Source organism: uncultured Streptococcus sp., from assembly GCF_963536705.1.
Classification (GTDB): Bacteria; Bacillota; Bacilli; order Lactobacillales; family Streptococcaceae; genus Streptococcus.
The window spans coordinates 160871-175184 of the sequence record NZ_CAUTAP010000002.1 but is presented as its reverse complement, the minus strand read 5'-3'; the positions used below and the strand labels follow the sequence as shown (position 1 = coordinate 175184).

The window sequence follows — 14314 nt, the reverse complement described above, 5'->3', positions numbered from 1 at the left end:
CGCAGTCATAAGTATATTTGACGACTTTTTCTTGACTGTCAATAATTTTATCTGACGCTTTGCAATAAAGTCTAAAATTAGACCTTCTTCTCCATCTCCACAAAGAGATGAATATCGCCATTGCTTTCCTGCGGGATGCGCCTCACCACTTCAAAGCCCATGTTGAGATAAAGCTGTTGGGCTCGGTGATTGAAATCAGCCACGGATAGACTTATGACTTCGGGCGCAAAATTTTCCATAATAAAGTCCAGAATTTCCTTCAAAAATACCGCGCCCTGACCTTTTCCGCAGTGCTCCGGCTTCATCCCCAAACCAAGCTCCAAAATTCGCTCTCCTTTCCGCTCTAAGCAGAAAAATCCATAGAGTTCCCCTTCTCTCAGGACTTGAAAATAACAATCCCCACGCGCTTCTGGGGAGACTATTTCTTCATAATCCTCCAGGTCATTTTTCATGTCATAAAAGTCATAAGGTACCTCATAATGCCAGTCCTTGGCAATTTCCAAAGCATGCTGCTGAGTTAGTGGTTCAATCATCATCTACTCCTCCTTTCTCTAAAATTCCCAATAAAATCGTTTCTGGTCTGCTTTTTCACTGCAACCAAGGCTGTGGTAAAATTCATGGGCTGATGAGCGGGAAATGCCTGAATTAATCCGAATTCCTGTGTATCCTACCGCTTTTGCCTCTTCACGCAAGGCTTGCATCAGCGCTCTGCCATGTCCTTGCCCTTGAAAATCCTGAGCGACGGCCAAAGCCAAGAGATTGAGCAAGGACGGGAAATAGAGACAGTCGTAGCTAGCAGCATGAGCGTAGCCTATGACCTGACCGTCTTCTTCAACTACCAAAATCAAATGCTGGTCATTCTCTAGCAGCCTCTTCAGTTGAGCCTCCGTCGCTTCCCTATCGAAGTCATAGCCCAGACACTCAGCATTAAGCCGCTGAATGGCTGCGGCGTCACTTAGTTTTATTCTACGAATCATTTGTCACCTCGTTCTTCTCTTTATTATAGCAGAAAAGCAGTCTCTTTGACTGCTTTCAATGAACTATTCTCCTAACTGTTCCCTCAACCAAGACTCCGCCTCTTCTAAAGGCTGTTCTGTTAGGACATCAGGCTGGATTGACTCATTCTCATAAAGCCTGCCCGTGCGATCTAGGATACTCGAGGTAGTCAAGAGCAAAACCGCTCCATCATACAGTTGATAATAATTATTTCCCGTAGTATAGCTTGCCGTTGGCTGACCAAATATTTTAACGTTTTCCAATCCCTTAAAAGCTAGAACAGTCATCTCTCCTGAGCTACCTGTACGTTCATTGGTAAGGATAGCTATTGGCACTTTCTTTGCTCTCTCATCAGTCTGCTCCAGACCAAGCTGCTGAAGAACATCTGATCGAGAAACCGTGCTCTTGCTTCCGTTTTTATAAACGAATTGGAAGAGGTCTTCATCAGGCAAAAGAGAGGACAGGCCCGCAATCATCGGATACATATTCCCGCCAGTATTGTCTCTCAAATCCACAAGAACCGCCTGATAGTCATCCTTTTTAAGAGCTGCTGACAGCTTGTTGGCATAAGCCTTCGCTGCCTGTGTATCACCAGTGAAAGCAGGAACTTTTAAATAGAGAATTCCCTCCCGATTCTGCACTTCAGGCTGATTTTTGCTTTCCGGACTATTTTCGGGATTATCCTGTGGACTTAAAAAATAAGAATGCTTCCCGCCAGCCTCTTTGGTTAATTCTTCCAAGACGGGATAGGTATCTTGATAAGTCTTGGCTGATTCAAGCTTCTCTAAGGCTTTCTTTTTCTCATTTTCCCAGTCTTTGCCCGTATAAAGACCGAAATCAAGCTTTTTTACAACCGAGCGAGCATAGTCCTGCGGACTTGGTGGAAAAAGAAAAATTCCATAGTCTGGACCAAAGTAGGCCAGAAAACCTATTAAAAGAGCAAGCAAAACCAGTACTGTTCCCAAGCAACCTAAAAGGACTTTTTTCATAATTGCACAACCTTTCTTGTGAGGATTCCTGAGCTGATTATAGCAAAATAGAGACACGTTTTCCATGTCTCTACCTTACATTTATTATCGTTAATCTTACATTTTTGTAAGATGATTTCATTTAAATCTACAGAAGCCTATTTCCATCTCTCACTCTTAGAGAATGCAATCATCAAACCAGACCCAGCCAGAACTGCCAGAATAACAAGACAGATATTTTTCAGTGGATAGAGCCAGTCTTTATTTTTCTCATGCCAAGTTGTCTTCCAAAGCCGAACATACTCAGCATGCATATCTTCGGGCTGGTTCAGCTGAATATTGATCACAATCGCCAGTAAAATTAGGGCGATAAAAGCAAGGGCAAAGAGCCAGATTTTCTTCTTTTGGCTTAGGTTAAGGTCCTTCATTGTTTTCTACTTTTACTTTCTTTTTAATAGCAATACTCTATCCCTACTTCTCTTTTACAGATATTTCTGAGTTTCGATAGCCATAGAAGGCATAGATGAGACTTCCCAGCGCTAGGGCAATTCCAAAGGCCTGCCAGGTTTCCTTGGTGTACTGAGTCATAAAGGATAGACAGATGACAATGGACAAGATTGGCGTCAGAGGTACTAGAGGTGTTTTGAATTCTCCAGCTTTGGGCATTCCTTTATCTTTCCGCAATTTCAAGACTGCCACAGCTAATAAAATCAGATAGGCCAAGGTGCAGATATTGAGGAAAGAGGCGATGCTAGCCAAGGGGAAGATACCAGCACAGACAGCTGAGGCAATCCCTACTAAAATCGTTGCATTCTTTGGCACCCGACTGGTCTCTGTCAATTTCTTGAAAGAACGAGGCAAAAGACCATCACGCGCAATACTGTAAATCATCCGCGACAGGGCGTAGGTCATGGAGATGCAGACTGTAATCAGTGTCAAAATAGCGACGACAGAGATATAGTTAGCTGCCCATCCAAGTCCGACGCTGCGCAGGGCAAAGGCCACCGCATCTGAGACATCCAGCTTGCTATAGTGGACAATCCCAGTCAAGACCAAGGTCACCAAAATATAGAGAATGGTCACAATGCTCAAGGACAAAACGATCCCGCGCGGAACATTCTTTTGGGGCTCTTTGATTTCATCAACTGCCATGGAAATAGACTCAAAGCCTAGAAAAGCAAAGAACATGAGTGAAGCCCCGGCCATGATACCGACCTTGCCGCCATAAATTTCTCCGAAGCCAAAAGGTGCAAAGTTAGACCAATTTTCTGGCTTGATGAAGAAAAATCCTGCAATGATAAAGAGTGCCAAGGCTGAGAATTTCAAAACCACCAAGGCTGAGTTGAAGCGCAGGGCTGCCTTTGAGTTCAAAAGGACAACCCCTGTAACAAAGACCAAGACTAGAATAGGCAGCAAGTCCACGTAAGTACCTGCTTTTGGATTGAAAGTACCATTCAGAGCTGCTGGCAGCTGGATACCAAAGCCGCTCAGCAATCCTTTCAGATAAGAGCCCCAGCCAGAGGCAACACCTGAAATAGCCGTCATGAACTCCATGATGGTCAGCCAACCAGCCAGCCAAGCAGGAAATTCCCCCAGAACCGCATAAATATAACTGTAGGCTCCGCCATTGGCCGGAATCCGTGAGGCAAACTCAGCGTAAAAAAGTGCCGAAATACTCACACAAAGGGCTGAAATGACAATCGAAACGGTCAGAGCAGGCCCAGCATATTTGGCCGCTCCGGTCCCTGTGATGGTAAAAATCCCAGTTCCCACCATTGCTCCAATACCAAGCAAAATCAGATCTGGAATTTTTAAATGACGGCGCATGCCCGTTCTATCCTTGCTGGCATCTTTTTTTCTAAATATATTCATCTATTTCTACTCTCCTAATTGCATTAACGTCCTATTTTATCATATTTCCACGCTTTTAGGAATCTTTCTCAGAAAAATACCGAAAAGAAAGGCTGAGAGAAATCTCAGCCTAGGTTTTTAACATAGATGAAAGGTATATGAAGCCTGTCTCTGCTATCACATAGCCACAATTTTACGATAGCTGCGAGAAGTAATGAGAAAGACACCAACATATACTGCAATAAACAGAGCGCAGACGCCGAGAGTCACCACTAACATAAGACTTGCGTTGAGTACGCCCAACATCTGTAAAATGAGACTGAGCATGTGATAGGCAAAAGCCAAATGAAGGAAGGCAAATATTAGGGGCAGGAAGAAGACAGTCTGTACTTGTTTACGAATGGTCTTTCTAGTCTGCTGCTCGTCTAAGCCGACTTTCTGCAGGATGATGAAGCGGTCACGGTCTTCGTAACCTTCGGAAATTTGCTTGTAGTAGATAACCAGCACTGTTCCCATCATGAAGACAATAGAGAGGAAAATCCCTATAAAGAAGACACCACCCAGCATACCCTTAATCTCAAGTATGCCAATCACACCAGTCTGACCGTGGACACCTCCGGCACCTTCTGGCAGGGACTGGTTGTAGTCCGCCATTTTCTTTTGATAGATTGTATCCAGCTTAGCCTTTTCATCTTCTGAAGCTTCAATATCCAGACTACCATAGAGTACAGGATTAATAGCTTGCTGCTCCATCTGATGAGCTAAGAGTTGACTAGGATCCTTGGCTACTAGATACAGCCCTTTAGGAATGATGATATTATACTCATCTGGAATCTTGTGAAAGATAAAATCTTCAGACAGGACTTTCTTGATCGTCAAGTTTTGGCCAGCCAGCTGCAGAGGCTGCTTATAATCCAGATCCACTCCCTTGTTAAAGACAGCAATCTCATTTTCCTGCAAAGACAGATCCTTTCCTGTCAGCTTTTCGTAATCCTCGCTGGAAAACATCAAGATATAGGTATTGGGTGACACAGTCCATTGTCCCTTAGGATAAATATCTAGGCTGTTACCCTCTTTTTTCTTGACACCCATTGAATAAAACTGATAGGTCTCCTGTTGCTTGACCTTCAGCTGATTCTCTGCTACAAACTCTGTCAAGACCTGATCCAGCTGTTCTTTTTTTGCATTCACACCGCCATTGATAGAGAAATCATGCGGAAACATAAGTTTCTGCATAAATTCCGCGCCAGAATAGATGTTCATACCGGCAGAGAAGGTCACTAGAACCATTGTCGATAGGATGGAAATAGTAGCCAGCCCCACTGCATTTTTCTTCATCCGGTAAATAAGATTTGAGACGGAAATCATATTATTGGGCTGGTAGTAATACTTTTTGTTCTTTTGCAGAAGCTGCAAAAAGACTGTAATACCAGCGTTAAAGAGCAGGTAGGTTCCTAAAATGACCAAGAGGACTGCTCCAAAAAAGATGAAGATTGCTTCCATAGGATTACGCACGGTCTGAGCCAGATAGTAGCCGTAGAGCAGAGCTGCCAGACCAATAAAGGTCTGTGGCAGTAAAAATCGGCTCTTCTTCTCTCCGCTGGCCTTTTCCTTAGCCATCTTCAGAGAATCAAAACGCAGAATTCGCCAACCATTAACAAAGACCAAGCCTGCAAAAATAAAGCCATAGAAAATAAAAACAAGAATCAAGACCGGTAGCTGGAAAGTCGAAACCAGAACCACCTTGGTACCCATGAGCTTGAGCAAAAAGGCATAAATCAGCTGGTCAAAGAGAACACCAATAGTCAGCCCCAAGCTTACAGCCACTAACCCGAAAATCAGAAGCTCAATAAAGGTCATAACAAAGAGATGGCGTTTATTAAGACCTAGCATACCATAAAGCCCCAGCTCCTTGGAGCGATTCTTCATGACAAATTGATTGGCATAAAAGACAATAATTCCAGCTGTGATGTTCACAATAACAACCCCTAGAACCAAAACGAGGATAACAGAGCTGGCACCTGTCATTTTGGATAGATTGGGATTAAAAGCCAGGGAGTTGAAAATATAAGAAATGGCTACAGCCACACAGGTAGCCAGTGCAAAAGGATAATAGAGACGGCGGTTCTTAATCAGATTGGATACCGCCAATTTTGCTGCTAATCGAAACACTAGTCTTTCACCTCACTTGCCATAACTGTCAGAGTATCGGAAATCTCTTGGAACATCTGCCGCTCGGTCTTGTCTCCTCGGAAGATTTGATTATAAAGAATCCCATCCTTGATAAAGAGCACCCGCTTGGCGCGGCTAGCTGCTGCCGTTGAGTGGGTTACCATGAGAATGGTTTGACCGCGGGCATTGATGTCGTCAAAAACATCTAGCAGGGCTGCTGAAGACTTGGAATCCAAGGCTCCCGTCGGCTCGTCCGCCAGCAGAATCTCAGGGTCTGTGATGATGGCCCGAGCCACTGCAACCCGCTGCTTTTGACCACCGGAAATCTCATAAGGAAACTTCTCTTGCAGCTTGTTAATCCCCAGCTCATTGCAGGTCGTAACCAGCTTTTGCATCATCTCGGTAATGGGACGGCGAGATAGGACCAGTGGCAGGAGAATATTATCCTTGACTGATAGGGTGTCCAACAGATTAAAGTCCTGAAAGACAAAGCCTAATTTCTCTCGGCGGAAGCTGGAAGCCTGGCTGTTTTTGATGGTTGCTGTGTCAGTTCCGTTGAGAAAGACGCGGCCCTCAGTCGGCTTGTCCAGCATGGCTAGGATGTTGAGCAGGGTGGATTTCCCGGAGCCCGACTCCCCCATGATGGCGACATACTCGCCTTTTTCTACCGTAAAGTGAATGTCTTTCAGTGCCTCTACTTGGCTGCCCTGAAAGCGGGTTTTATAAATTTTTTTCACATGTTGTACGTCTAATAATGTCATACTCGAACCTCTTCTTTATTTAACTTGATACTACTATCATACCGGAAAGACAGACAAGTTTCCATAACCTAATCTTTCATTTTGCCTGCCAATCTTACATTTTTGTCATCTTGTGCTCCAAGTCGGATCAGAGAAAAGTCAACTGACCTTTCTCTTACCTTTGAATAACGGAATCTCTCAGTGACTGTACTGCAGCCAGAAATAATACTGACTGGAAGCACAGCCTAGGCTAGTCTTCTCGATTTCTTCCTTGGAAATCTTTTGAGCTTTAGGTTTACTTTGGCGATGGTTATAAAGATTGATTTTCATAGCGGGCCTCCTTCTTGAAATCTGATTATTAATTTGGAAGATAGTTATCTTCTTTTTCTTTACACTTATAGGATACCGAATTCCCAGGCTAGATGCCATAAGATAACCTTTCATTTTAGACTTTAAACTTACATTTTTGTCACTTAGAAAAATAGTTTTCGATTGCTCTTAAACTGCGTCAATAGCCATAAATTCAACGATGTATATTGGCTTCTTTCGTCAAGAATAAAAAACCGGAATTTGTTTCCGGTTTTCATGATATATTTCCTCAATTTAAAGATATAGTAGTTTTCTTCCCAGAGGAGGTTCAGGCTTCTGTCAATACTATCTTGAATAGGCTTAGGCTATTCTTACTGCCCTTCATCCCCAAATTTACCAGTATGAAGGTGGATAATAGTGTCATGACCAGGGAGAGGAGGCAGCCCGCCAGAGTCCTTACGGCTGAACACTTCAAGCAAGCCTGGTGTCAATTGAGAATTTTTCAACTGCTCAGGGCTAATCTCATGGACAATTTCTGCTCCTCGTCCCGTCTGTACTTTATAGCCAAACAGCGGGTCAATCAAGGTACCACGGCCGATTGCAACTAAATCAGCAGTCGTATCCTCAATAGCAGCTTCTGCATCTTCCTGACTAAAGACACCACCGATTGTAATCAGTTTGGTTTGCTCATCCATCACTTCCTTAAAATGATCTGCATAGCTCTTGTCTGATCCTGCAGGTTTTGAATCATAGCCAGCCAAAAGCGACAAATGGATGTAGTCTAGTTCGTGCTTGACCAGCTCCTTGACCAAAAGCTTGGCTTCTTCATAAGTATAGCCCACTTGATCTTCATGGATTTCATCTGGACTAATTCGATAGCCAATAATAAAATCTTCCGGCGCGTACTTGGCCGCAGCACGCTTCACTTCCTCGACTACTGCCAAAGGAAAGGCCATACGTTTTTCCAAAGTTCCGCCCCATCTGTCCTGACGAACATTGGATGTGCTAGAAAAGAATTGCTGCAGCAGATAGTGGTTGGCACCATGGATTTCTACTCCTGAAAAACCAGCTTGAACTGCACGTTTGACTGCCCGACCAAAATCCTTGATAATTTCAAGGATTTCTTCATCAGTCATTTCTCTCACTGGATATGGCAGGAAAGAAAAATCTAAGGCACTGGGAGCCAATACTTCCTCACCCTTCAAAGCACGGCCTGAAGCTGCTATCCCACCATGATGAAGCTGCAAAATCGCTTTATTGCCATCTTTTTGAAGGGCAGCAGCTAATTTTCTCTCCCCTTCGATGTGGTCATCAGAGTAAATACCTAATTGAACTGGATAGCCAGTCTGGTAACAAGGCCCTCCTGATGGACTGACATAATGAAATTCAGTAATCAAAAGACTGGCTGCCTGAGAGCGTGCTCCGTAGTATCGCAAAGTATCATCAGACACAAATCCTCCTTCTAAGCCACTGAAAGTATACATAGGGGAAAGCACCAAACGGTTGGTTAATTTGGCACCGTGACGCAATTGAATCGGGTCTACAATTTGTTTAGACATAGTAAAAATCTCCTTTCTTATTTGACAACTATTATAGAAGATTCAGAGGCAAAAACAAGGGCTTTTCAGTAAGTGGTATTAACCATCAGGTATCCGGTAAGAAAAGGATGGTCACCTGCATAAAAAAACAAGCGTCAATGTTCATTGACACTTGTTTTCTGTTTTATTTTTTGAAACGGATTCCGAAATAAACCCCACAACCAACTATGATAATCAAGCCTATAGCAAGTAGCGTAAAGCTGATTTCTGTACCTGTGAAAGGCAGAACTTTCTTCGAGTTCCCCTTATCTCCAGGTTTATCTTGATTTGATTTTTTCGGATCTGGTTCATCTGTTTTTTTAGACGGATCCTTGTCTGGGCCAATCGGTTTCGTTTGGTCAGTTACGACTAACGTCCCATCCTTGTATTCAACTGTATTTCCATCAGCATTTACAACTGTTACTGTGCCATCGAGATTCACTTGGAACACAATGTCGGTAACAGCTAGGTAACCGGTTGGGGCTGCAGCTTCATGGAAGGTATATACTCCAGGAGCTAATCCAAGCTCATGCGATGTATTTGCTTCTGAAGTCCATTTCGCTACAGGATTGCCAGTTGCCTCTTTGCCTTGGAAAATTTGAATCTCTGCACCAGCAATTTCAGTACCGCCAAGGTTGACCTTACTAAATGTCACCTTACGTGGAAGATCATCGTCCTTGTCGGTAATAGTCACTGTTGAGCCGTTGGTTACGACCTTGTTCTCTTCACCCTTGGAGTCTTTCTCTCCGACATTGGTCACTTCCACCGTTCCATCATGTTTGACTTGGAATGTGATGTCCGTTACTTTGAGGTAACCCGTTGGAGCCGCTTCCTCATGGAAGGTGTAAGTGCCAGGCGCCAAGTTGATATCCTTAGACTTACCAGCTTCAGAAGTCCAGCTTTCGACTGCTGTGCCTTCTGCCTTGTTGCCCTTGTAAATCTTGATTTCAGCACCGGCAATCTCAGTACCGCCTAGATTGACTTTACTGAAGGTTACCTTACGTGGAAGATCATCGTCTTTATCCGTTACTGTAACTTTAGAACCATCGGTTACAACCTTGTTTTCTTCACCCTTAGCATCTTTCTCGCCAACGTTCGTCACTTCCACTGTGCCGTCATGTTTGACTTGGAAAGTGATATCGGTCACTTTGAGGTAACCGGTTGGAGCTGCTTCTTCATGGAAGGTATAAGTGCCAGGTGCTAAGTTGATGTCCTTAGACTTGCCAGCTTCAGATGTCCAACTTTCGACGGCTTGACCTTCGGCTTTTTCGCCTTTGTAGATCTTGATCTCTGCACCAGCGATTTCTGTTCCGCCTAGGTTGACTTTACTGAAGGTAATCTTACGCGGTAGGTCATCGTCTTTATCCGTTACTGTAACAGTTGAGCCGTTGGTTACGACCTTGTTCTCTTCACCCTTGGAGTCTTTCTCACCAACATTTGTCACTTCTACTGTGCCGTCATGCTTGACTTGGAATGTGATGTCCGTTACTTTGAGGTAACCGGTTGGAGCTGCTTCCTCATGGAAGGTATAAGTTCCCGGAGTCAAGTTGATGTCCTTAGACTGATTAGCTTCAGATGTCCAGCTTTCGACTGCTTGACCTTCTGCCTTGTCGCCCTTAAAAATCTTGATTTGAGCTCCTGCGATTTCAGTTCCGCCTAGGTTAACCTTACTAAAGGTAATCTTACGCGGTAGGTCATCATCTTTGTCAGTCACCGTAACAGTTGAACCATTGGTCGCAACGGTGTTAGATTCACCCTTAGCGTCTTTCTCACCGACATTGATCACTTCCACTGTGCCGTCATGCTTCACTTGGAAAGTGATGTCGGTTACTTTGAGGTAACCCGTTGGAGCCGCTTCCTCATGGAAGGTATAAGTGCCAGGTACTAAGTTGATGTCCTTAGACTTACCAGCTTCGGATGTCCAGCTTTCGACTGCTGTGCCTTCTGCTTTATCGCCCTTGTAAATCTTAATCTGAGCACCGGCGATTTCTGTACCGCCTAGGTCGACCTTACTGAAAGTAATGGCTTTAGGACTGTCGTCGTCTTTATCCGTTACGGTCACTTTAGAACCAGCGGTCACAATCTTGTTGTCTTCACCCTTAGAGTCCTTTTCACCGACATTGGTTACTTCTACTGTTCCATCCGTTTTCACTTGGAAAGTGATATCTGTTACTTTAAGGTAACCGGTTGGCGCTACTTCCTCATGGAAGGTGTAAGTGCCTGGAGTCAAATTGATATCCTTAGACTTGCCAGCTTCAGATGTCCAGCTTTCTACAGCTGTGCCTTCTGCTTTATCGCCTTTGAAGATCTTGATCTCCGCACCTGCGATTTCTGTACCGCCTAGGTTGACCTTACTGAAAGTCACCTTACGCGGTAGGTCATCGTCTTTATCCGTTACAGTCAGAGTTGAACCGTTAGTTGCAACGGTGTTAGCTTCACCCTTAGCGTCCTTCTCGCCAACATTGGTCACTTCCACTGTGCCGTCATGGTTAACTTTGAAAGTGATGTCGGTCACTTTGAGGTAGCCGGTTGGAGCCGCTTCCTCATGGAAGGTGTAGGTGCCAGGTGCTAAGTTGATATCCTTAGACTTACCAGCTTCGGAAGTCCAGCTTTCTACTGCGTTTCCTTCGGCTTTCTCGCCCTTGTAAATCTTGATTTGAGCACCAGCAATTTCAGTTCCGCCAAGGTTGACTTTACTGAAGGTCACCTTACGCGGAAGGTCATCATCCTTATCGGTTACTGTAACAGTTGAGCCGTTAGTTACGACCTTGTTCTCTTCACCCTTAGCGTCTTTCTCTCCGACATTGGTCACTTCCACTGTGCTGTCATGTTTGACTTGGAATGTGATATCGGTTACTTTGAGGTAACCGATTGGGGCTGCCTCCTCATGGAAAGTGTAAGTGCCAGGTGCTAAGTTAATGTCCTTAGACTTGCCAGCTTCGGATGTCCAGCTTTCGACTGCTTGACCTTCTGCTTTCTCGCCCTTGTAAATCTTGATCTCAGCACCTGCGATTTCAGTACCGCCGAGGTTGACCTTACTGAAAGTAATGGCTTTCAGACTATTGTCCTCTTTATCGGTTACAGTAAGAACCAAGCCATTTGCTTCAACAGAATCTGTTGCTCCTTTAGCATCAACTGTAATGGTACCATCGGAATGAACTGTGAATTTAATATCTTCTACAGCTACAAACCCAGCAGGAGCATGACTTTCTTTCAGAGAATATGTCCCTGGAGCTAATTTTACTACTTTAGATGCGTTTGCTTCGGATGTCCACTCTGCAAGAGGTTTAGCTTCAGGACGAATCCGACTGCCTTTGTAGAGTTTCAGTTCCGCACCAGGAATCTCCTTCCCGTTTGGATCTACTTTTTTGATAGTCACATCACGTTCTGAGTCGTCATCCTTGTCTGTTACCTTCAAAGTTGCTCCGTCAGTCACAACCTTGTTGTTTTCACCTTTGGAGTCTTTTTCTCCGACATTGGTCACTTCCACCGTACCGTCATGTTTGACTTGGAAAGTGATGTCAGTTACTTTGAGGTAACCAGTTGGAGCCGCTTCCTCATGGAAGGTGTAAGTACCAGGCTCCAAATTGATTTCTTTAGACTGATTAGCTTCGGAAGTCCAGCTTTCAAGAGCTTGACCCTGAGCCTTGTTGCCTTTGAAAATCTTAATTTGAGCACCAGCAATTTCAGTACCGCCTAGGTTAACCTTGCTGAAGGTAATGGCTTTAGGACTATTGTCCTCCTTGTCGGTAATCGTCAGAATTGAACCCGCTGCTTGAACGGTATCTTCTGCTCCTTTTTTCACAAGAGTAACAGTACCATTAGCACCGACAGTAAATGTGATATCTTCTACATATTGATAACCAGCAGGAGCATTAGCTTCAGTCAGTGTATAGGTTCCTGGAGACAGTTTTATCACTTTAGAAGTATTTTCTTCTGAAGTCCAGTCTGCCACAGGAGCTTCTTCCTGATCAACATGATCACCTTTATAGATTTTCAGTTCCGCACCTGGAATTTCTTTCCCATTTGGATCTACTTTTTTGAAAGTCACATCCTGCTCGGTTACCGTCTTCTTATTGACGATCTCGCGCGATACAGATTTGTCTGTTCCAAAATCCTGGGAACCAATCTTAATTTCCTCAGTTAATTTATCATATCCTGTAGGAGGAGTCACTTCACGGATGGTATAATCATCACGCAACAAGTCACCCAAGTTGGCATTCCCGTTAGAATCTGTGGTTAATTTTCCGACAACTGCACCGCTCCGATCACGAACAACTTCAAATTCAGCACCTTGCAGATTCTCACCATTTTCATTCACCTTATGGAGCTTAATGGTGAAAACATAGCCTTCTCCAACACCGCCAGCAATCTGATAAGAACGATTTTCAGATGATGTCGTTGTTTGACCACCATTATAGGTCATGGTAGCACTGTTGGAAACGCGCTCACCATCAACAAGATCGTAATCTGCTTTTGTCTTATAGTCCAGCAAATACCCGAAACCATCCATGTCGCCAAGATCAATCGTGAATCCATCACCAGCGGCATTCTCCGTGATTTTTGATTGGAAATTAGCTGTCACGTCTTCTGTTGAATCCCGCACCCAATCTCCATTATTCCAACGCCAAGCAATTTTATAGACCCGAATTGAGTCTCTCATGATTTTAAAATTAGGCGAGGTAATCTTGTCAGTTATCGTTACATCGGTATAATGCTCCATATTGCGGTTAATCGCAATATTATAATGAACTTCATTCTTACCGTCTTCTGCTGCCTGATAAGAGCTCTTTTCAATTTTTGAGTCATATCTTTTGGGCGGTCCATTATAATGGACGATTCCCGGATACAACATCCGACCTCCTACGGTAAATCCACCATTCAAGTCACCTTCTTGTCTCACAACATCATGGTCAACTCGTGCATAGAAGAAGAATTCTCCTTGGACACCAGACTTTTGCTCAACATAATTTGTATAGGTCAAAGTAATGGTCTTGTTGGTTGAATCCAAAAATCCATTTGCCACTACGTTATCCGAGCTGTCCTTAAGTTCAATAGCTGAAGAGTTCCCAAAAGCATACTCAGAAGGCAAGGTGATTGTTGTCGTATCACCTTGATGTACTTGGTTATCCGGTAAGACAAACTTTGCGTAAACTCGAAAAGTTTCCCAAATATCAACCCCCTGCGTCAAATCACCACCTGAAGAATTCTTCAGACTCATCTCCGTGATAGCATTACCAATCTCAGCTGCTTGCACCTGAGTCAGTGGAGCCAAAGATGGTAGAATTACTCCTAAAAAAAGAATAATAAGGTGGAGCAATGCTCTAATCCTTTTGTTCATGCAATTTTCCTTTCTCACAATATTCAGTTTTAAATGTACAATGTAATTGTATACTAACTGAGCTTCCCCATCTTGTCAGTGCCCACTTTTTAAAAAGCGAACATTTATAGATACATTACATCTACATTTTATCATACTATAAGAAAAATGGCTATACACAAAAGGAGATTTTTTTAACATTTATTAACCTTTTTGTCATTTAGAAAAGGTGGAACTAATTGTCTGATGACTAGTGATAGAGAATCATCCAGACTACGGTTCTCATTATCGGCAATCCAAACAAATCGTTCTTGAATTTCAAATCCTGTACCCGCAGCATAACCCATCAGTAATATTAATGTTAGATTCTTACTGGAATAA

General features: G+C 43.7%; 10 protein-coding genes. All 10 read right to left on the bottom strand.

Going from position 1 to position 14314, the window contains the following annotated elements:
- Positions 1-77: 77 nt before the first annotated feature.
- Positions 78-536 (bottom strand): GNAT family N-acetyltransferase, encoded by a 459-nt coding sequence (locus tag RWX26_RS02160; protein ID WP_314578728.1) that lies wholly within the window; start codon positions 534-536, stop codon positions 78-80.
- 15 nt (positions 537-551) lie between these two features.
- Positions 552-977 (bottom strand): GNAT family N-acetyltransferase, encoded by a 426-nt coding sequence (locus RWX26_RS02155; protein ID WP_314578726.1) that lies wholly within the window; start codon positions 975-977, stop codon positions 552-554.
- 63 nt (positions 978-1040) lie between these two features.
- Complete coding sequence (locus tag RWX26_RS02150; protein WP_314578725.1) at positions 1041-2051, bottom strand: S41 family peptidase; 1011 nt, start codon at positions 2049-2051, stop codon at positions 1041-1043.
- Positions 2052-2122: 71 nt separating this feature from the next.
- On the bottom strand, positions 2123-2392 hold the full coding sequence (locus RWX26_RS02145; protein WP_314578723.1) for a hypothetical protein: 270 nt from the start codon (positions 2390-2392) through the stop codon (positions 2123-2125).
- 43 nt (positions 2393-2435) lie between these two features.
- Positions 2436-3836 (bottom strand): amino acid permease, encoded by a 1401-nt coding sequence (locus tag RWX26_RS02140; protein WP_268701806.1) that lies wholly within the window; start codon positions 3834-3836, stop codon positions 2436-2438.
- 156 nt (positions 3837-3992) lie between these two features.
- Complete coding sequence (locus RWX26_RS02135; RefSeq protein WP_314578720.1) at positions 3993-5987, bottom strand: ABC transporter permease; 1995 nt, start codon at positions 5985-5987, stop codon at positions 3993-3995.
- Positions 5987-6748 (bottom strand): ABC transporter ATP-binding protein, encoded by a 762-nt coding sequence (locus RWX26_RS02130; protein ID WP_002894797.1) that lies wholly within the window; start codon positions 6746-6748, stop codon positions 5987-5989. Before RWX26_RS02130 ends, RWX26_RS02135 begins: the two co-directional genes overlap by 1 nt.
- Positions 6749-6925: 177 nt before the next feature.
- Positions 6926-7057, bottom strand: coding sequence for a hypothetical protein (locus tag RWX26_RS02125; RefSeq protein ID WP_314578718.1), 132 nt, complete (start codon positions 7055-7057; stop codon positions 6926-6928).
- 350 nt (positions 7058-7407) lie between these two features.
- Positions 7408-8595 carry an NADH-dependent flavin oxidoreductase gene (locus RWX26_RS02120; protein WP_314578716.1) on the bottom strand — a complete coding sequence of 396 codons (1188 nt, stop codon included), beginning with the start codon at positions 8593-8595 and terminating at the stop codon, positions 7408-7410.
- A gap of 163 nt (positions 8596-8758) precedes the next feature.
- On the bottom strand, positions 8759-13954 hold the full coding sequence (locus tag RWX26_RS02115) for a SpaA isopeptide-forming pilin-related protein (RefSeq protein ID WP_314578715.1): 5196 nt from the start codon (positions 13952-13954) through the stop codon (positions 8759-8761).
- Positions 13955-14314 lie beyond the last annotated feature (360 nt).